This window comes from Alcanivorax sp. (genome assembly GCF_002733835.1).
GTDB lineage: Bacteria > Pseudomonadota > Gammaproteobacteria > Pseudomonadales > Alcanivoracaceae > Alcanivorax.
On sequence record NZ_NVWY01000010.1, the window covers coordinates 39,364 to 59,977 of the forward strand.

General features: G+C 50.7%; 17 protein-coding genes. All 17 read left to right on the plus strand.

Features of this window, described 5'->3' with window-relative positions; genetic code table 11:
- The first annotated feature begins 186 nt into the window (after positions 1 to 186).
- The 17 genes from COA55_RS07105 (at position 187) to COA55_RS07185 (ending at position 20,594) form a co-directional block, all read left to right on the plus strand.
- The gene (locus tag COA55_RS07105) at positions 187 to 1,716 is read left to right on the plus strand and encodes a capsule assembly Wzi family protein (protein WP_290501164.1); all 1,530 of its coding nucleotides are present in this window, start codon (positions 187 to 189) and stop codon (positions 1,714 to 1,716) included.
- Positions 1,717 to 1,736: 20 nt separating this feature from the next.
- Positions 1,737 to 2,870, plus strand: a complete 1,134-nt coding sequence (locus tag COA55_RS07110) for a polysaccharide export protein (protein ID WP_290501165.1) — start codon at positions 1,737 to 1,739, stop codon at positions 2,868 to 2,870.
- Positions 2,870 to 3,298, plus strand: a complete 429-nt coding sequence (locus tag COA55_RS07115; RefSeq protein WP_290501166.1) for a low molecular weight protein-tyrosine-phosphatase — start codon at positions 2,870 to 2,872, stop codon at positions 3,296 to 3,298. The genes COA55_RS07110 and COA55_RS07115 overlap by 1 nt, the downstream gene beginning before the upstream one ends.
- A 426-nt stretch (positions 3,299 to 3,724) precedes the next feature.
- Positions 3,725 to 5,890: a polysaccharide biosynthesis tyrosine autokinase gene (locus COA55_RS07120; protein ID WP_290501167.1), complete on the plus strand. Its 2,166-nt coding sequence runs from the start codon at positions 3,725 to 3,727 to the stop codon at positions 5,888 to 5,890.
- 53 nt (positions 5,891 to 5,943) lie between these two features.
- Positions 5,944 to 7,257, plus strand: coding sequence for a UDP-N-acetyl-D-glucosamine 6-dehydrogenase (gene wbpA / locus COA55_RS07125; RefSeq protein ID WP_290501168.1), 1,314 nt, complete (start codon positions 5,944 to 5,946; stop codon positions 7,255 to 7,257).
- A gap of 25 nt (positions 7,258 to 7,282) precedes the next feature.
- Entirely contained in the window at positions 7,283 to 8,230 is a 948-nt protein-coding gene (locus COA55_RS07130; protein WP_290501169.1) for a Gfo/Idh/MocA family oxidoreductase, read from the plus strand.
- A gap of 14 nt (positions 8,231 to 8,244) precedes the next feature.
- Positions 8,245 to 8,826, plus strand: coding sequence for an acyltransferase (locus COA55_RS07135; protein ID WP_290501170.1), 582 nt, complete (start codon positions 8,245 to 8,247; stop codon positions 8,824 to 8,826).
- Positions 8,826 to 9,911, plus strand: coding sequence for a DegT/DnrJ/EryC1/StrS aminotransferase family protein (locus COA55_RS07140; RefSeq protein ID WP_290501171.1), 1,086 nt, complete (start codon positions 8,826 to 8,828; stop codon positions 9,909 to 9,911). Before COA55_RS07135 ends, COA55_RS07140 begins: the two co-directional genes overlap by 1 nt.
- Before the next feature lie 63 nt (positions 9,912 to 9,974).
- Entirely contained in the window at positions 9,975 to 11,339 is a 1,365-nt protein-coding gene (locus COA55_RS07145; protein ID WP_290501172.1) for an oligosaccharide flippase family protein, read from the plus strand.
- Positions 11,340 to 11,388: 49 nt separating this feature from the next.
- Positions 11,389 to 12,711: a hypothetical protein gene (locus tag COA55_RS07150; RefSeq protein WP_290501173.1), complete on the plus strand. Its 1,323-nt coding sequence runs from the start codon at positions 11,389 to 11,391 to the stop codon at positions 12,709 to 12,711.
- A gap of 27 nt (positions 12,712 to 12,738) precedes the next feature.
- On the plus strand, positions 12,739 to 13,857 hold the full coding sequence (locus COA55_RS07155; RefSeq protein ID WP_290501174.1) for a glycosyltransferase: 1,119 nt from the start codon (positions 12,739 to 12,741) through the stop codon (positions 13,855 to 13,857).
- Positions 13,847 to 14,965: a glycosyltransferase family 4 protein gene (locus COA55_RS07160; RefSeq protein ID WP_290501175.1), complete on the plus strand. Its 1,119-nt coding sequence runs from the start codon at positions 13,847 to 13,849 to the stop codon at positions 14,963 to 14,965. Before COA55_RS07155 ends, COA55_RS07160 begins: the two co-directional genes overlap by 11 nt.
- Positions 14,966 to 15,168: 203 nt before the next feature.
- Positions 15,169 to 16,392, plus strand: coding sequence for a glycosyltransferase family 4 protein (locus COA55_RS07165; protein WP_290501176.1), 1,224 nt, complete (start codon positions 15,169 to 15,171; stop codon positions 16,390 to 16,392).
- 11 nt (positions 16,393 to 16,403) lie between these two features.
- Positions 16,404 to 17,255 (plus strand): sulfotransferase, encoded by an 852-nt coding sequence (locus COA55_RS07170; protein ID WP_290501177.1) that lies wholly within the window; start codon positions 16,404 to 16,406, stop codon positions 17,253 to 17,255.
- Entirely contained in the window at positions 17,242 to 17,859 is a 618-nt protein-coding gene (locus tag COA55_RS07175) for a sugar transferase (protein ID WP_290501178.1), read from the plus strand. The genes COA55_RS07170 and COA55_RS07175 overlap by 14 nt, the downstream gene beginning before the upstream one ends.
- Before the next feature lie 38 nt (positions 17,860 to 17,897).
- Positions 17,898 to 19,088 (plus strand): DegT/DnrJ/EryC1/StrS aminotransferase family protein, encoded by a 1,191-nt coding sequence (locus COA55_RS07180; protein ID WP_290501179.1) that lies wholly within the window; start codon positions 17,898 to 17,900, stop codon positions 19,086 to 19,088.
- A gap of 207 nt (positions 19,089 to 19,295) precedes the next feature.
- Positions 19,296 to 20,594, plus strand: a complete 1,299-nt coding sequence (locus COA55_RS07185; protein WP_290501180.1) for an O-antigen ligase family protein — start codon at positions 19,296 to 19,298, stop codon at positions 20,592 to 20,594.
- Positions 20,595 to 20,614 lie beyond the last annotated feature (20 nt).

The following is a 20,614-nucleotide window of genomic DNA, read 5'->3' on the forward strand; positions in this document are numbered from 1 at the left end:
TGTCGCTATCATCCTAACCCCAAGTATTCAAAGGCCTGCGTCACCAATACGTATGAATTACGTAGGGTAAGTGCTGCAAACCATTCGCATTGCAGTAAACAAACTGTAAAATGCCGCAGCTTGTCATATGGATGACAAAAAAAAGTACGCATAATCCGCCCCTCGATATCAAAACAGCTGGATAGGATGTCCTTAGTGCAGTTTTCTTCACAGTTAACCCGTTGGAGTCTCGGGGGGCTGGCCTTTCTGTGTGCCACCAGCGCCCAGGCCGCTTCACCTTGGGTGCCCGCCGGGGATCTGTCCGCACGCCATCATATCGAGGCGCTGCAGTCCCAGGGGTGCCTTGATGGCGTGACTCTCAGCTGGCCTATCAGCTGGGCTGCCCTGATGAAAAGCTACCGCCTCGCCCGCCATAGCCTCCCGGAAGCCGACGCCAAACGCTGTGAAAACCAGCATGCCGCCTTCCTCGAAAAAGCTCTCCAGCAGGCCCAGCAAAGTACCCGTGGTGTTTCTATTGAACTGGGCGGTGCCAACCAGGAACCGCTCTACACCAGCTTCGACACCCAGGTAGAAGACGAATTTACCAGCCAGGTGGCACTTTACGGCATGGGCGAGCGCTGGGCCGGGCAATTGGCCATTGGCTATGTGGACGGCGAGCGCGACAGCCAATATGTGCGCCTGGACGACACCTACCTGGCCGGCATCATCGGCAACTGGCAGCTAGGTGTCGGTGCTGTCGATCGCTGGTGGGGCCCGGGCTGGCAAAGCTCCCTGGCCCTGTCCAATAATGCCCGCCCGGTGCCCGGGCTGTGGCTTTCCCGGCAAATGCCGCTGGCACCGGAAAGCCCCTGGCTCAGCTGGATCGGTCCCTGGGATTTGCAACTGATCGCTGGGCAGCTGGAACACGATCGTGCGATCCCCGATGCCCGCCTGCTGGGTGCCCGCTTTGTCTTCAAGCCCTTGGATTCCCTGCAAATCGGCCTGTCGCGCCTGGCGCAATGGGGCGGGGAAGGGCGTCCGCAGGGGATTGACTCGCTATGGAATGCAGTGATTGGTAAAGACAACGGCGAGTCAGATGGGTTTGATGAGGGAGAAGGGCCGAGTAATCAGATCGGAGGTGTAGATTTCCGTCTGTCCCTGAACCCCGGCGATGTGCCTCTTGGCATCTATGGCCAATTCATGGGTGAAGACGAAGCGGGTGGCTTGCCCTCCAAGCTGTCTTCCCTGGCCGGTATCGATATGGTGACGGGCTGGGGCAAGGGCTCCCAGCGCTTCTTTGTGGAAGCCACAGATACCGTGGCCGGCAGCTGGTTTAGTGATCGCCGGTACGATGTCATGTATGAACACAGTACCTACCAAAGCGGCTTCCGCGATCATGGCCGCAACCTGGCCAGCACCTGGGAAGGCGATGCACAGGCCGTTACCCTCGGCATTCAGCAGTTTTTCCGTAACGATGTGGCGGTGGCGCTTAGCCTCTCGCAAGCCACTTTGAATGAAGATGGCGGGACGCGCGCGGTGGTCACGGAAGATGGCGACGCTATCCTTCAGGCCGTTGACGAACAGGACATTACCCTGGCCGAACTTCGCGTCGGCCACCCCCTGCTGGGCGGCCGCCTGAATTGGCTACTTTCTGCTACGGATGAACCCGTAGTGACCTATGAAGAGCGGGAGCGGTTCACCGCCGGCCTTCAGTGGATCCGACACGTGAATTGGTAACAGAGTTTATGCAGGTATCTATGAATCCTTTCGGGAAATTTCTGGCTGTCGGCCTTCTGGCTTCACTGGCAGGCTGCACCGTTGTGCCGGGCTCCCACATTTCCACGTCGCCGGGCTGGTTCCTCGACGAAGACGAGAGTGCGGAAGAAGCCGAACCTCTGCCGGATGTGGTGCAGGTGCACACCATCACCACCAACGTCCTGCAGACCAAACCGGCAGAAAAAGCCAAGCCGGCCCCGGTCCTGCTCGAAGAACCGGAAGATTACGATTACGTGGTCGGGCTCGGTGATGTCTTGCAAATCACTGTTTGGGACCACCCGGAACTGACAATCCCGGCAGGCTCCATGCGTAGCCCGTCGGAATCCGGTAACTGGGTACACAACGACGGCACCATCTTTTACCCCTACGTTGGCAAGATCAAAGTCGTCGGCCTGCGTGTCACCGAAATCCGAGATCTGATCGCTCAGCGGATTGCGGAATACATCGAAGACCCGCAAGTGGATGTGACCATTGCGGCCTTCCGCAGCCAGCGTGTGTATGTGTCCGGTGCGGTTAAACAACCCGGCGCCTACCCGGTGACCAACGTGCCCCTGCGCCTGCTGGATGCGGTGAATTCGTCCGGCGGCTTGACCGAAATGGCCGACTGGAACGACGTCACCCTGACCCGTAACGGGCAGGAATATACCCTGTCGCTGAAGGCGGTTTACCAGGAAGGCAACCCGGCCTACAACGTGCTGCTGCGCCCCGGTGATGTGATCCATGTGGCCCGCAACGATGACAATAAAGTCTTTGTGCTGGGCGAAGTGGGTGAGAACCAGCCCGTGCCAATGACCCGTAACGGCCTGACGCTGGCAGAAGCCCTGTCGGCCTCCGGCGGTTACACCCAGGATACGGCGGATGCTCGTGGCATCTTCGTGCTGCGCCGTGCGCCCCAAGGAAGTGATCACCTGATTGACCTCTACCAGCTCAATGCCAAGGATGCCACCGCCTTGATCTTGGCTGATGGTTTCGATCTGCAAAGCCGCGACATTGTTTATGTCACCGCCGCGCCGCTGGCTCGCTGGAACCGCGTAATCAAAAATATTCTGCCGACCTTCCAGACCATCTACTACGGGGCACTGGCGGCAGACCGGGTAAGGGATCTGGACGAGTAATGTTTAATCGCATTCTGGTGGTCTGCGACGGCAACATCTGTCGCAGCCCCACCGTCGCCGCCATGCTGCGGGAGCTGAAGCCGGAAAAAGCCGTGTCTTCTGCGGGTCTGGTCGGGCTGGTGGGCCAGGACATGGAAGCGACCGCCCGCGCCGTGGCGGAAGAAAACGGCCTGGACTGCGGCAAGCATGTGGCTCGCAAGCTGGACAGTGAACTGTGCCGCGATAGCGATTTGATTCTCGTCATGGAAAGCCGCCAGAAAGAACGCCTGGGCAGAGCCTTCCCGGAAGCCAGCGGCAAGACATTCCTGCTAACTCACTGGAATGGCGGCCACGACATCCCCGACCCCTACAAACGCGGCCGGGATGCTTTCGAAAGAATCTACCCGCCCATGCGAGAAGCCACAAAAGCCTGGGCAGAAAAACTGTAGAGAGTTATGTAGGAGCACCTCTTGAGGTGCGAATCGTGCCCCCTTCTAGGGGGCACTGTAGGAGTTCCCTTCCAGGGGACGAACCAAGCGCCAGCGCGAAGATCACCCAAGGGTGATAAGAAACCGCCGGTACACGGGCACAGCTCAGCAAGAAACAGCACGGCTGTAGGAGTTCCCTTCCAGGGGACGAACCAAGCGACAGCACGAAGATCACCCAAAGGGGTGATAAGAAACAAGTGGCCCTTCCAGCGTGAAACGAAGGGTCGGTAGCCGGCGTTTACTCGCCAAGGCCCGGGTTCGCCCCCTGGAAGGGAACTCCTACAAGGGGCCCCGAAAAAACGCCCAACAGCAAAACAGACAGTAGAGCAATAAAACATGGCAGAAAACGCAACAAACACAGCACGGCAGCCTCAATCGTCTTCCAGCATGGCCGACGAGATAGATCTGCAACGTCTGTGGGGGCTACTGGTCGACCACCGCTGGCTGATTATTGGCACCACGTTTATCGCCCTGTGCCTGGGGGTGGCTTATGCTTTGCTGGCCACCCCCATTTATAAAGCCGATGCGTTACTGCAAGTGGAAGACAAACAGGGCGGCGTGCCCGGGTTTTCCGAACTGAACGAACTGTTTACGGAAGAATCCTCTGCTGATGCCGAGATCCAGATAATCCGTTCGCGGATGGTGCTGGGCGAAATCATTGACCAACTGCAATTGGATATACGCATAGCCCCGGATCGTGCGCCCTTCATTGGTGGTTTTGGTGCGCCTGACCCTGCGCCGGAGTTTGTCCCCAAACCCCTGTTTGCGGGCTACCGGGATAGCGAGACCTTCGTGACCATCAAATCTTTCCAGGTGCCGGAAAACCTGGAAGGCAAAGTGTTTACGCTGATCGAAGAAAACGGCCAGCCCGCGCTGTATCTCGAAGAGCAAAAAGTCGGCAGCGCCCCCCTCGGCACCCCAATCACCAGCGAAGACAAACGCATTGTGCTGGAGCTGGGCGAGTGGGAATACGGCGAAGAGCCGCTAACGCTGGTGCATCAAACCCGCGCCGATGCGGTCAATAAACTTCGTGGCCGTCTTTCCGTCAGCGAGCAAGGTAAAGCCACCGGCATCATTGGAATGTCCATCACCGGGCCTCACAAAGGCCGTATCCGTTCCATTCTGGATTCAATCAGCGAAACCTATCTACTGCAGAATATTAAACGTATGTCTGCAGAAGCGGAAAATAGCCTGGACTTCCTCGACGAGCAGCTTCCCGAAATCAAGGAAAAGCTCACCGGCGCGGAAGAAAAGCTGAATGCCTACCGCCTGAAAAGTGAATCGGTTGACCTGTCCCTGGAAACCCAGTCTGTATTGGAGCGGCTGGTTGCCATCGAAGCAAAAATCAATGAGCTGAAAATCAAGGAAAGTGAAGTTTCCGCCCGCTTTACCAGGGAGCACCCGGCTTATCGCACGCTGATTCAGCAGCGGGGCTCCCTGATTCAGGAAAAAGACGAGCTGAATAAACAAATCAAAGAACTGCCGGAAACCCAGCAGGAAGTGCTGCGGTTGATGCGCGACGTAGAAGTTAACCAGGAAATCTATGTGGGCCTGCTCAACAAGGTGCAGGAGCTACGCATCATGAAAGCCGGCACCGTCGGTAGCGTACGCATTATCGACAAGGCCCTGGTGCAACCTGAACCGGTCAAACCCAAGAAAGCGCTGATTGCCATTCTGGCTGCCATGCTGGGGGCCATGGGCTCTGTTGGTCTCGTTCTCCTCAAGGCGGCTTTTAACCGTGGAATCGAAAGCCCGGAGCAACTGGAAGAGCAGGGTATCTCCGTGTATGCCTCTATCCCGTTGTCTGAACACCAGCAAAAAGTGGACAGGGTGGAGGCCCTGAAGCGACGCCGCAAGCGCAAGAAAGACAAAGACCCTATCCCGTTGCTGAGCCTGTCCGACCCGAACGACCTGGCGGTTGAAGCCCTGCGGAGCCTGCGCACCAGCCTGCACTTCGCGATGATGGAGGCCAGCAACAAAGTGCTTATGGTCTCTGGCCCCAGTCCGGGGGTGGGCAAGTCTTTTGTCTCCGCTAACCTGGCAGCAGTGCTTGCTCAAACCGGGCAGAAAGTGGTGGTGGTCGATGGGGACATGCGCAAGGGCCACATGCACCGCTTTTTCGAAAACCGTAACGACGCAGGCTTGTCGGACTATCTGTCTGGTCAGGTTGAACAAAGCCTGATTGTACAGTCGACGCAAATGGAAAATTTGTCATTTATTTCCCGCGGGCAGGTGCCACCGAATCCGTCCGAGCTGTTGATGCATGACCGTTTTAAAGCGCTGATGGAGTCCCTGAGTGCTCAATACGACATCGTGCTGGTAGATACCCCGCCAATCCTCGCGGTAACCGATGCCGCCATCGTAGGTCAGCTGGCCGGCAGCAGCCTGATTGTGACCCGCTTTGGCGTTAACAGCGTTAAGGAAGTAGACATCACCCTGACACGTTTTGCGCAGAATAATGTGGAGATTAAAGGGGCGATTCTCAATTGCATGGAGAGACGGGCCTCCAACGAATACGGGTATTACAACTACGCATATGGAAATGATGCCTGAACAGGCATGTATTTCGCGGACTAACCAGACAGATTGAACAGGAGAAGGAAAAAATGCCGAGCCACAAGGATGCTCTAGTTGGGAAATTTGAGTCCAGAGATGCCGTTATCGGCATCGTGGGCCTGGGATATGTGGGGCTGCCCTTGATGCTTCGCTACAATGGTATTGGTTTCCGCGTCATCGGTATTGATATCGATAGCAGTAAAGTGGATACCCTGAATCAAGGGAAAAGCTACATTGAGCATATTTCCGGCGAGAGTGTTTCAAATGCCGTGGAAACAGGCTTCGAGGCGACGACCGATTTCTCCCGAGCGAAAGAGTGTGATGCCCTGATTCTCTGTGTGCCGACACCGCTGAATAAATACCGTGAACCGGATATGAGTTTTGTCATCAATACGGTTGATGCTTTGAAACCCTACTTTCGTTCCGGGCATTTGCTGTCTCTGGAGAGCACCACCTACCCAGGCACCACTGAAGAAGAGCTGTTGCCTCGTGCAGAAGAAGGGGGCTTGAAGGCCGGCGAGGATATTTTTCTGGTCTACTCGCCTGAACGAGAAGATCCGGGTAACCCTAATTTCGAAACCCGCACTATCCCCAAAGTCGTGGGAGGGCACACTGAGAATTGCCGTGCCGTTGGTGAGGCCCTCTATAAGCCAGCTATCGACCAGGTGGTGCTGGTGAGCAGTACCAAAGTGGCAGAAATGACCAAGCTGCTGGAGAACATTCACCGTGCCGTCAATATCGGCCTGGTGAATGAAATGAAAGTCGTGGCAGACCGTATGGGCATCGATATTTTCGAAGTGGTCGATGCAGCTGCCACCAAGCCCTTCGGTTTTACCCCTTACTACCCTGGGCCAGGCCTGGGTGGGCATTGTATCCCCATCGACCCGTTCTATCTAACCTGGAAGGCCCGTGAATACGGCCTTCACACCCGCTTTATCGAATTGTCCGGCGAGGTGAACCAGGCAATGCCCGATTACGTCGTATCCAAGACCATGGATGGGCTGAATGATCAGGGTAAAGCCTTGAAAGGCAGCAAAATTCTGGTGCTAGGGATCGCCTACAAGAAAAATGTAGACGACATGCGAGAGTCCCCCTCTGTGGAAATCATGGAGCTGCTGGAAGCCAAGGGCGCCGTGGTGGCCTACAGCGATCCCCATGTGCCGCATTTCCCGAAAATGCGTGAGCATCATTTCGAGTTGTCCAGCGAACCGCTGACGGCAGAGAACCTGGCCAGTTTTGATGCGGTAGTACTGGCAACGGACCATGACCGTTTTGATTATGAGCTGATTCTTGAGCATGCCCCCATCCTGGTGGATACCCGGGGAAAATATCGCGCAACGCTCAAGAATGTTATCAAGGCCTAATAGAGAAAAGATGGAAGGTATAACAATGAAGAATTTCGCACTGATTGGCGCGGCTGGCTATATCGCCCCTCGGCATATGAAGGCCATTAAGGAAACCGGGAACCATTTGGCTGTGGGGTATGACATCAACGACTCTGTCGGCATTATTGATTCCATTTCTCCCCAGAGCGAATTTTTTACCGAATTCGAGCGTTTTCAGGAACATGCTTGGCAACTGAAACGTAATCCGGAAACCGCACTGGATTATGTGGCCATTTGTTCCCCGAATTACCTGCATCATCCGCATATTGCAGCAGGCCTGCGCTTAGGCTGCGATGTGATTTGTGAAAAACCTTTGGTGCCCACCACCGAGCTGCTGGATGAACTGGCCCAAGTGGAAAAGGAAACGGGTAAAAAGGTCTATAACATCCTTCAGCTTCGGCACCATCAGGCGATCCTCGGCCTCAAGGATAAAGTGGCCCAGGAGAAAAAGGATGGTAAGTATGAGGTCGAACTTACTTACATCACCTCCCGGGGCAAGTGGTATATGGAAAGCTGGAAAGGTGATCCGCGCAAATCCTTTGGCGTGGCTACCAATATCGGCGTGCACTTCTTCGATATGCTGCACTTCGTATTCGGCAAGCTGCAGAAAAACGTGCTGCACTATGCAACCGAAAACAAGGCGGCAGGTTATCTGGAATACGAGAAGGCTCGTGTGCCGTGGTTCTTGTCCATCGATGCCAATGACCTGCCAGACAGCGTCAAAGGCAAGCAGCCCACTTACCGCTCCATCAGTGTGGACGGCGAAGAAATTGAGTTCTCCCAAGGCTTCACGGATCTGCACACCACCAGTTATGAAGAGGTTCTCAAAGGTAATGGCTACGGTATCGAAGATGCCCGCCATTGTGTTGAAACGGTGGAATACATTCGTACTGCCACTGCGGTAAAGGCAGAGGCCGGTGAAGGCCATCCCTTCCTGTCTCGTTTGCTCTAAAGGAGTCTGGTCCAATGGATTATCAGGTACACCCCAGCGCTATTGTCGATGACGGTGCCAAGATCGGTGCAGGCTCCCGGGTATGGCATTTTGTTCATGTGTGCGGCGGCGCCCGCGTCGGTAAGAACGTGTCCATGGGCCAGAACGTCTTTATCGGCAATAAGGTCACTATTGGCGATAACTGCAAAGTCCAGAACAACGTATCGGTCTACGATAATGTGCACTTGGAAGAAGGGGTCTTCTGTGGCCCGAGTATGGTGTTCACCAACGTTTATAACCCTCGCTCCCTGATAGAACGCAAGGATGAGTACCGCGATACCCTGGTAAAGAAAGGTGCCACCCTTGGCGCGAACTGCACCATCGTTTGCGGGGTAACCATCGGCGCTTATTCCTTTGTGGGGGCTGGCGCCGTGGTTAATAAGGATGTGCCCGACTATGCTTTGGTTGTCGGCGTGCCCGGCAAGCAAATCGGCTGGATGAGCCAATTCGGTGAGCAATTAGACTTGCCCGTCACCGGCGACGGAGAAACCCGTTGCCAACATACTGGAGCGATTTATCGACTCACCAATGGCCTTCTGGAAAAGGTAACAGCCTGATGCAGTTTATTGATCTCGCCGCACAGCAAGCGCGTATTAAGGACAAAGTTGATGCAGGCATCCAGCGTGTTCTGGCCCACGGTCAGTACATACTAGGCCCCGAAGTGGCAGAGCTGGAAGAAAAGCTGGCGGCATTTTCTGGCGCAAAACATTGTATTACTTGTGCTAATGGTACTGATGCACTGCAAATTGCTCAGATGGCTTTTGGCATTGGCCCTGGGGATGAAGTTATTACTCCCGGCTTCACCTATATCGCTACCGCAGAAACTGTAGCGGTGCTGGGCGCCAAACCGGTGTACGTGGATATTGATCCGAAGACGTACAATCTGGATCCGGAAAAACTTGAAGCGGCTATTACGCCGCGAACCAAAGCCATCATTCCGGTTTCCCTTTACGGGCAGTGTGCGGATTACGATGCCATTAATGCGATTGCCAATAAGCATGGCATTCCGGTGATTGAGGATGCTGCCCAAAGCTTTGGCGCTACTTACAAAGGCAAGCGCTCCTGCAATCTTAGCACCGTGGCAACTACCAGTTTTTTTCCGAGCAAGCCTCTGGGCTGCTATGGGGATGGTGGTGCTATCTTCACCAACAATGATGAGCTGGCCGTGACCCTGCGGCAAATTGCCCGTCACGGGCAAGATCGGCGTTATCACCACCTTCGCGTGGGCGTGAACAGCCGTCTGGATACCCTGCAAGCGGCTATTTTGCTGCCAAAACTGGAGATTTTTTCAGACGAGCTATCTCTTCGGCAGCAGGTTGCTAAAAATTATACCGAGAAGCTGAAAGCGGCAGGTATTGAAGTGCCTCACGTAGAAAGTCATAACACCAGTGCTTGGGCTCAGTACACCGTACGGGTGAATAACAGGGATATTGTACAGGCGTCATTAAAAGAGCTGGGTATTCCAACTGCCGTACATTATCCCATTCCTCTTAACTTGCAGCCGGCTGTTGAAGATAAGACTTTAACGCTGCGAGAGGGCGATAAAGCGGCAACAGAAGTTATGAGTTTACCAATGCACCCTTATATGAGTGAAGAGCAAGTCCAAAAGGTGACTCAAGAAATTGAAAAAGTGCTTTGTTAAAAAATGCTTTCTGAGCATCTTTATTTGCTTTGAAATGTTAAGAGGGGGCTCCGCGGTTAATTAATGATTGCGGTTCTGCCAAGAAGAGAGTTACAAGGAATAAAGTCGAACGAAAACCATATGAGTAAAACGATAAAGACGATGATCACCCGTAGTCGCATCACTCGAAATGTCCTGATGTTAATGAGTGGCACGGCAATGGCACAAATAATAGTTGTTGTTGCTATGCCGTTCGTCACGAGATTGTTTACTCCGGAAATGTTTGGGGCGCTTTCTTTGTATCAGTCCCTATCTCAGTTTTTTATTCCAGTCGTTGCTTGGCGGTATGAAGGGGCCCTATTAATATCTGAAGCAGAGGAAGAGTCGAGAGCCTTATTTTTTTTGGGGTTGATTATTGTGTTCTTCATGGCTTTCTTTGCTTCTATAGTTACTTATGGTTTTTTTGTTTTTGATTTTATGGGTTATGCTGAACTCCCTAGCTGGTCCCCATTATTCATGGCGATATCACTTGTTGGGACCGGTTATTTTGCGCTGTATAGGTCGTGGCTTCTTAGACAAGGTGCGGTTAAAGGGATTGGGTTGGCTGCTATTAGCCGTTCAGGCTCAAGTGCTGTGAGTAAAGTGTTGGCCGGTTTTTTTAGTTTGGGATCTTACGGCCTTCTTTTATCTGAAGTTGTGGGTGCGTGGGCAGCAGTGCTTAGTTTAAGAAAAAAATCGAAACGTTTATTCAAGGGAGAGGTGGGGCGCTGGAACTTGAGTAGCGCGAAAAGAATGGCGAAAAAGTATAAAAAATTCGCTGCATATGAAATGCCGTCAATGTTGTTAAACCAGGTTTCTGCAGTTGCGCCTGTACCTATTATCGCGTCGCTATACGGAATTAAAGCAGCAGGGATGTTTGGTGTGGCTAGGATGGTTTTTTCTATACCTAGCAGGCAAATTGGCAATGCAGCAGCAGATGTCTTTCAGATGGAGCTAGGACGATTGGTTAGAGTGAACAAGGTGGAGCAAGTGGAAAAGCTTTTTTATTCCTTCTCTGGAAAGCTAACAATTGTTGCTCTTGTTCTTTGTTTAGCTTTTGTTTTTCTTGCTCCTCTTTGTGTGCCGTATGTTTTTGGGGTTGAGTGGAGTGCCGCAGGGTTTATGTTAGCCGAGATGGCTCCATGGATTTGTGCCTCATTAGTTGTTAGCGCAATGAGTAGGGCGCTTTCTGTTATGGAAAAACAAGAGTGGAAAATTGTCTACGACATCTCGCTGTTAGGAATAATGGCTTTGGTTTATGGTTATAGTAAAAATCAAGAATTTTCATCGGTTGATTTTGTGGGTGTTTTATCTGTGGGGATGGCTTTGGCTTACGTCATATACTTTTTTGTAATTGCTGTGGTTGTGCATATAGATGTTAAGGCGAGGTGTGCTGAAAGTCATGGATGAAGTGCTGCTTTTTTTAATTTTCATTAGTCTTTGATGTGATGACTTTAATATGATGGTGAGCACGCTTTTTGTCTTGTTGTATTTTATGTCTCCCTTTTTTTTGTTCTGGCTGTACAGATTGTCGGGTTTTAACGTTCGCGAAGTGAATATAATAAATTTGGTTGTTTTTTCTTTTTTTGTTTTTGCTTATGTGGGTGTTTTGCCCTTGTATTTTTATTGGGATGAATACCGCTATGTGGTTGGGGTTGTGGATAGAGATATTATAATAAGTATTTTCTTTGCTTCCCTTTGGTCCTTTTTCGCAATAATTTTGATTTTTTCTCTTTGGGTTAGAGTGCTTTTTGTTCCTGCTCGAAGATGTGCGGGTGTGGATATGCGGCCATTTAATCATATGGAGTCGTTGGTCTGTGCCTTGGCTTATTTGATTTGTGGTATGGCCTTTTTGTTATATATGCGATCTGTTGATCAGGTGGCGCTTTTTGTGGCTCTCTTTGAGACACAGGAGGGCGTTGCTCGTGCCAGAAGTTCGATGACAAATGCGTTTGATGGGCGCTATCATTGGTACAGGTTATTGATAAGTGATTTTTCGGTTTTCTTATCTTATTGTTTTTATGCTAACTATTTGAAAGTGAAGAGTAGAATGTCACTCGGTGTTTTTTCTGTGACGTTCCTTCTTTGCTGTTTGTTCTTGCTTTCTTCAGCGCAGAAGGCGCCTGTCGTCTGGTATTTTTTGGGGCTCTATCTTGTTTATAGTGTTGTCGTTAATAAAGGAATTGTCAGTTTTAAGGGGGGGGTTTTTCTAGGGGTGTCAGGGCTGGGGGTCCTTGTCGTTCTATTTGTTGTTTTTATGGGGGTTGAGGATTTTTCTTTAGCAGTGGCCTCAGTATTTTCGCGACTTTTTACAGCAGGGATATCGGCTTCATATTTTTATATTAAGTTTTTTCCCGATGTGGAGGGCTTTCTTTGGGGGAGAAGTTTGCCCAACCCTGGTGGGATATTTCCATTTGATCCATACCCGCTAACAAAAAAGATTATGGATTGGAGGTTTGCAGGGAATATGGAGAGAGGCGTTGTAGGAAGCTCCCCTACAGTTTTTTGGGGTGAGGCATATGCTAATTTTTCATGGTTTGGGGTTTTCTTTATTCCTTTTTTAATTGGATCTGTGATTTATTTGTATCATTATTTTGTATCCTTTTTGGAGGATACGCCATTTAAGGTGGCCTTAACTGTTTGGCTTGCGCTTTTCTTTAAGGATGTTTCGGTGACGGGGTTTAGTGCATTTTTAATTAATGTGACTTTGTTTTCTTTTGTTTTTCTCGTTCTTTTCTTGGTGGTGTTGTCGAATAAGCTTTCATTTAAAATTATTCGATGAATTTTATTTTATGTAAGTTGTGGTGCAATGAAAAAAATAGCAAGTGTTGTTTTGAATGACTTCACTAATGATTCTCGTGTCTGGAAGATGTCACGTTCATTTGTTAAGCAGGGTTTTTCGCCAATAGTGGTGGCAATGTATTCTGACGGTTTGATGCTAAGGGAATCAGTTGATGGTGTGAGTGTTGAAAGAATCAAGTTGGCTTCCCGCCCTTGGCCTAAGTGGAAGCTGGTTCAGATATTTAAGTATATTGAGTTTCTTGTTCGTGCTTTCTGGCGTTTTCGTGGCGTCGACATTGTTCATTGCAATGATCTAAATGCACTTCCAGTTGGTGTTTTGATCAAATTTTTTGGGGGTGGGAAGGTCGTCTATGACTGTCATGAGTATGAAACAGAAACGAATGGGCTGAAAGGTTTGGAAAAAAAAGCCAAAAAATGGCTTGAGCGTATGCTTATCCCGTTTGCAGATAAAGTGTGCACGGTAAGTGACTCTATAGCTAATGAGTATGCCCGGATTTATAAAATCACCAAGCCAGCATTGGTTATGAATTGCCCTTCTTTTGTTGAAATAAAAAAACGAAATATTTTTCGAGAAACGTTGGGCATCCGCAGTGATCAGAAGATTTTTCTTTATCAGGGGAGTTTAAGTAAAGGAAGGGGCGTTGAGGTGCTGCTAGACGCATTTGCTGATTTTGAGTCGGATGAAGCTGTTTTGGTATGCATGGGATATGGTCCGTTGGAAGCTTTGGTTAGGGCGAAGTCGGAGGCGTCCAATACGGTTTTTATTCACCCCGCCGTTTCGCCTGATGTGTTGCTGGACTACACCTGCTCCGCAGACTATGGAGTCTCTTTTATAGAGGATGTGTGTTTGAGTCATCGCTACTGCCTCCCTAATAAAATGTTCGAATATATAATGGCGGGAATTCCAGTGTTGACTTCTGACCTTTTCGAAATGAAAAAAATTGTTGAGTCTGAGGGGGTTGGAATAGTGGCTGCTTCCAATACGGTTCAAGGGTTTCAGGGTGCTGTAAAAAAAATCCAATTTCAAAACTATTCTGATATGCAGAAGCGTGTGTTTTCCGCTCGTGGGAAATACTGCTGGGAAGAGCAAGAAGTTATATTAAAAGAGATTTACAATGCAATATAAAATGCGTGTTGCCCATCTTACCTCTGCTCATCCGCGCTTGGATGCACGTATTTTTCTCAAGGAATGCGTGTCTTTAGCCAAGCATGGGTATGCTACTTATTTAGTGGTGGCAGACGGTAAAGGCGATGAACAAAAGAATAATGTTTCTGTTTGTGATGTCGGTTCGAGTAATGGTCGTTTGGATCGTATAAGGAATGCGCCCGCTCGAGTGCTAGTGAAGGCATTGGCTCTTGATGCTGATATTTATCATATCCACGATCCTGAACTGCTTCCAATTGCTCTTAAGCTTAAGAAATATGGGAAAGTTGTTTTTTTTGATGCGCATGAGGATGTCCCGAAACAGTTGCTCGGAAAGCCATACCTTAACAGGCCAATTAGACTTTTTTTATCTCGAATTTTTGAAATATACGAGCGTTATGCTTGTGGTAAAATGGATGCAGTAGTTGCCGCGACTCCTTATATCAAAGATAAGTTCATGTCCATGGGCTTGCGATCCGTTGATATTAATAACTTTCCCCTGCTTGGAGAGCTCTCTTGTGATTTTGTGGGCTGGTCAAACAAAAAAGCACAAATAGCATATGTTGGTAGCTTGGGAGAGGTGCGTGGGATTCGCGAAATGGTTCAGGCAATCGGTTTGTCTCAATCTTCAGTTAAGCTGGCTATTGGAGGTGCTTTCTCACAGAAAAGTTTTGAGCTGCAAGTAAGAAATGAGCCTGGTTGGAGTAAGGTGGATTTTAAAGGCTGGTTGGATAGAGGTGGCGTAAAAGAAATATTAAATGAATCGTTGGCTGGTTTGGTGACGCTTCAGCCGATAATAAATTACCTAGATTCGCTTCCAGTAAAAATGTTTGAGTATATGGCGGCTGGTTTGCCTGTGATCGCTTCTGACTTTCCGCTTTGGAGGTCCATTCTCGAAGATAGTCAGTGTGGCCTTTGTGTCGATCCACTAAATCCGCAGGCTATTGCAGATGCTGTTGATTATTTGGTCCATCATCCTGATGAGGCTATGAAAATGGGGGTTAATGGACAAAAAGCTGTTGTTGAAAAATACAACTGGTCAATTGAAGAGAAGAAGCTAATTGAGCTTTACCGCTCATTCTCCAAGTAGACTGCAATCCGTTATTTGGTGGCGTTAGCGGATGAATCTGGGTTGATGAATTTTGAGCTCTAATTTTATTAGGCTGTAGATATTACGTGACGGTACTGCTGGTAACCTAAGTGCTTATTGATGATGTTAACGAAGCCTTGATGTCTGGTGGAAAAACTTCTGCTGTATGTCAGGCTCTTATTGATTTAGTTAGAGAGTTTTGAATGACGAAGGTCGTTTGGATTATTAATCAATATGCCTCTACCCCTGAAACCGGAATGGGAGGCCGTCACTATTATCTTTCTAGATCTTTGGCCAAGCAGGGATACACGGTTTTTTTGATTGCATCGAGTTTTGGACACAAGATGAGGAGGCCGCCATGTGTGACGGATAGATTCACTGTTAGTGAACAGGGCGGCTTTAATATGGTTTGGATAAAGATGCCAAGATACTCTGGCTCTGGAAGCCCTGTCCGTATTTTGAACTGGTTTCTTTTTTCTTTTATGTTGCGCTTTTTGCCTGGGTTTTTAAAGAGCAAGCCTGATGTTGTCTATTATTCGTCACCATCGCTGATTGGTTATTTGGGTGCCGAGCGGTTGGCAAGAACGACCGGTGCACGGTTGTTCTTTGAAATTAGAGATATATGGCCTTTGACTCTGCAGAAGCTCGGTGGATATACGAATAATAACCCTTTGATCCGTTTTATGTATTGGGTGGAAAAACGTGCCTATAAGAGTGCTGATGTTCTGCTCTCAAATCTCAAGGGAGCTGGCAGATATATTAAACAAGTGGCGGGTAGTTGTGATCAGTTTTTTTGGGTTCCTAACGGTATCTTGTTGGATGAGGTTTCAAACCCCGATCCACTGCCTGATGGTGATATAGGTAAAATAAGAACTAACCACTTTGTTGTCGGCTATGCAGGGGCGGTTGGAAAAGTTAATGCTATCAATGTTCTTGTTGATGCGGCGGAACTGCTTAAAGAGTCGCACCCTGAAATTTCTTTTGTTGTGGTTGGAGAAGGTGAACAGAAGAAACGACTTGTTTCTCAAGTTGTTGAAGGTGGAGGGACAAATGTTACTTTTATAGGAGCAGTCCCAAAATCTCAGGTGCAAAGCGTGTTGTCTCAGTTTGATGCCCTGTATCTCGGATGGCTGAATGAGGATCTTTACGATTTTGGCATTGGAGCTAATAAAATACCTGAATATCTCTATGCGCAGAAGCCTGTGATTCATTCCTATTCTGGAGGATGTGATCCCATTGCGGAGTCTGGTGCCGGTGTGACTATTCCGGCTGAGGATTCTGAAAAATTGGCTCAAGCCATTGTTGATATTTATGAAATGTCATGTGAAGAGCGCTCGTATATGGGGGGCTTGGGGAAAAGTTATGCTGTTGAAAATTACGACTTCGAAAGGCTATCCCGTAAAGTCGCTTCGTTGATTGATTCTTGAAAGGGAAAGGTATGGAGAGCGTTATTATTATTGGGGCGCCACGTTCTGGCACCAATATGCTTAGAGATGTTTTGACCTCTTTTGAAGGTGTGGCTAGTTGGCCTTGTGATGAAATTAATTACATTTGGCGACATGGTAACGTTCGTTACCCTTCTGATGAAATTCCGGCTGACAATGCCTTTCCAGCCGTAAGCCATTATATTCGTGGTCGATTTAAATTTATCGGCCGGCAGACTGGTGCCGATGTACTAATCGAAAAAACTTGCGCCAATTCACTGCGTGTCCCTTTTGTCGATGCTGTTATCCCTGAAGCAAAATATCTTTTTATTTATAGGGATGGCATTGATGCTACTGGTTCTGCCAAGTTGCGATGGACGGCCAAACTGGATATCCCTTATATTCTAGAAAAAGTCCGTTTTGTGCCTAAGATGGACTTGCCTTATTACGGATTACGCTATTTGTGGTCTCGTTTTTATCGTTTCTTCTCCAAGGAAAAGCGCCTCGCGTTTTGGGGGCCGGCTTTGGATGATATGCAAGAGATTCTTCAAAAACATGATCTGGATGAAGTTTGTGCACTCCAGTGGCAAAAGTGCGTAGAGCAATCAGAGAATGCCTTCTCCACTATGCCGGAGGGTAAAGTGCTCCGTATTCGTTACGAGGATTTTGTCCGGGCTCCGAAGGAAGAACTAAAGCGGATTCTCGACTTTATGGGAAGAGAGGTATCCGACGATTCGATATCCAGTGCTGTGGCAGGGGTTTCCGCCAAAAGCCTTGGGAAAGGGCGGCAATCCCTGGGAGAGGAGAAAGTGAAGCAACTCGAAGAGCTGGTAGGGGGCACCCTGAGGCGTTATGACTATCTCTAAACTTGCGTTGTCACCGGTGCAGTCGTTTCTGAAGCGCTCGTTTGATTTTCTGGTTGCGTTTGCCGGTCTGATAGCGGTCTGGTGGCTAATTCTTATTGCCTACATTGCTGCCACGCTGGATACCCGCAGCAGCGGTTTTTTTATCCAGACCAGGGTGGGCAAAGATGGAAGGGTCTTCAGGGTGGTGAAGATCAAAACCATGCGGCCTGATGATAAGACGACGACTACGGTAACACAGTCTGGCGATCCCAGAATTACCCCTCTGGGTGCTTTCTTTAGGAAGACAAAAATTGATGAATTACCCCAGCTTTGGAATGTTCTGCTGGGGCAGATGAGCTTTGTTGGACCGCGACCGGATGTTCCAGGATATGCAGATAGGTTGGAAGGTGAAGACCGGGCGGTCCTTTCCCTTCGCCCTGGTATTACTGGGCCTGCGACCCTGAAATATCGGGATGAGGAGGAAATCCTGGCTGCACAGGATGATCCTGAACGTTATAACCGTGAGGTCATTTATCCCGATAAAGTACAAATTAATCTCCAGTATATTCGGGACTGGTCTTTCTCCGGTGATCTGCGTTACATCCTTGCAACGGTTCTGGGCTGATCGCTCAGCGCTCTAATGGCTTTATAAGAGTACGATTTATGCTAAACGGCCCGTTTTCTCCTTGGCCTTCCTTCACCCCGGAAGAGGCCGATGCAGTTTCCCGTGTGTTACTTTCCAACAAGGTGAATTACTGGACCGGCCAGGAAGGGCGTGAGTTCGAGCGCGAATTCGCGGCCTTTGCCGGTACTGAGTATGCCATTGCTGTCGCCAACGGTACCTTGGCGCTGGATCTGGCTCTGCATGGGTTGGGTATTGGTGCTGGTGATGAAGTGGTAGTGACGCCGCGTACTTTCCTGGCGTCGGCAACGGCGGTGATTAACGCGGGGGCGACTCCGGTGTTTGCCGATGTGGACCCGGACACCCAGAACATCACCCCAGAGACGGTTGCCGCTGTGCTAACCCCGAAAACCCGGGCGGTAGTGTGCGTGCATCTGGCCGGTTGGCCTTGTGACATGGGTGGCATGATGGCGCTGGCCGAACAGCACGGGCTGTTTGTGATTGAGGACTGCGCGCAGGCTCACGGGGCAACTTACAAGGGTAAGCCGGTGGGTGGCCTTGGACATGTGGGTTGCTGGTCTTTCTGTCAGGACAAGATCATGAGCACCGGCGGTGAGGGCGGCATGGTCACGGTGAATGATCGTGACTTGTGGTCCCGGATGTGGAGTTTCAAGGACCATGGCAAAAGCTGGAACGCTGTTTATGAGCGTGAGCACCCGCCGGGTTTTCGTTGGCTGCATGAATCGGTGGGCACTAACTGGCGGTTGACGGAAATGCAGTCAGTTATCGGTCGAATTCAGCTGCAACGCATGCGGGATTGGACTATCGCACGCCAGGCCAATTGCCGGGCAATCTGGGAAACAGCGGCATCACTGCCCGGGTTACGCGTGCCGGTGGTGCCGGAAGATATCGGTCATGCGGGTTACAAGTGTTATGTGTTTGTGGATGAGGCTGTTGTTAATGAGCCCGTTGCGGATGTGCGTGACCGGATTATGAATGCAATTGTGGCGGAAGGTGTGCCCTGTTTCTCCGGATCTTGCTCAGAGGTGTACCTGGAGAAGGCATTTACGGATCTTGGGTTGGGGCCGCAAGAGCGGTTGCCGGTTGCAAGGGCCCTGGGGGAGAGTTCGCTGATGTTTTTGGTGCACCCGACATTGACCGAGGCCGAGATTGATAAAACTTGTGAGGTGTTGCGCAAGGTAATGGGTTCGGATGTCGGGTTACGGCCTTAGGCCTCTCTGTGCCCTTGGGTAAACACGACCTGCGAGCGACTGGTTCGTGTTTGTGATTTGTAGGTCGCATTAGCCTAAAGGCGTAATCCGACAATGGACTTGGCCTGTGATTGTGTCGTGTCATTGCTACGCTCGGCTTGATTCACGGATGAATGAGTGTCGGATTACGTCCTTCGGACTAATTCGACCTACCGATGAGGTGGGTTTTTGATTCGATTCTGCCGATTCTCCGCTAGCATTCTGTTGTTTTCCTTTCTTGCCTTTCTGCTGGTGTTTCAGTCTGCCTATGCGGTGTTACCTGTGTTGGCGGTTGTCGCGGCGTTGTTGTGCTTGGTGGAGTTTCAGCGAGGGCATGCTCGATTGGCGGGGGATGATCTCGCCATGCTCTTGGTGTTGTTGTGCTTTTCCCTGGTGTGGCTTGCGGATGTCTGGCGTGCCGGGCAATGGCCGATGGGGACCGAAGGTGAAGGGCGATGGTTGCCGGTGTGGCCTCTGTTGTCTGCTCTGGTTCTGCTGGCTTGGCGGTACGTACCACCGGCGGCCTCGGCCTGGTGGTGGGGCGTGGTTGTGGGGGCGCTCTGTGCCGGCGGCATTGCGGCCCATGAGCACTTCTGGTTGGGGCGATGGCGCCCGGATAATGGCATGAATGCGATTCCGTTCGGCAATATTGCGCTGTTGCTTGGCTCGCTGTCTTTGGTTCCCTTGGTGTCTTTGCGAGGGGCATTGGCTCCCCGGTTTGGTGTATGGTTGAGCGCGGCACTGGTTCTGGCTGCATTCGCCGGGCTGCTGGCTTCGGTGTTATCCGGTACGCGTGGTGGATGGGTGGTGTTTCCTGCACTAGCGCTTTTGTTATGTGCCGCTGCACTGACTTCCTTGTCCCGTGGGCGGGTGGTTGCGTTGGTAGTGGTGTTGATGACGGCATTGCTGGCCATGGCGTTTCTGCCGCGGGCGTCGGTGTCTGCCCGGGTGGGAGAGGGTGTGGAAAACCTTCAGGAGTACGCCCAGGGCGATGCAGGTTCGTCGCTGGGCGTACGATTGGAAATGTGGCGGGCCGGTTGGCATTTGGTTCAGCAAAAACCCTTGCTGGGTTGGGGCGAAGGCAAGCTGGAAGCCCAGCGAGACGAATGGGTGGCTGAAGGCCGCTTTAATCGGGGTATTAGCCAGTATGATCAGCTGCACAGCGATACTGTGGATACTCTGGCCCGGCGAGGCATTGTTGGGGGGCTATCGCTGTTTGCCTTGTATTTGGTGCCTTTGGGGCTGTTCTGGCGCTATTGGCGCCGGGCTGGCCATGCCGGGAATGAGGCGGTACAGCGCGAGATGAGAGCCTTTGCGCTGTGCGGTGCCCTGGTTGTGGTGGCGTTTATGGGCTTCGGGCTGAGCCAGTCGATGTTGCGGGACCCCCGTGGTCTGGCTGGGTTTCTGGGGTTGCTGGTGGCGTGCTGGTGCTTGCTCAAACAGGCGGCTGAGTGTCAGGCCGATGTCGGGTTACGGCCTTCGGCTTAACACGACCTACGAGTGGATGG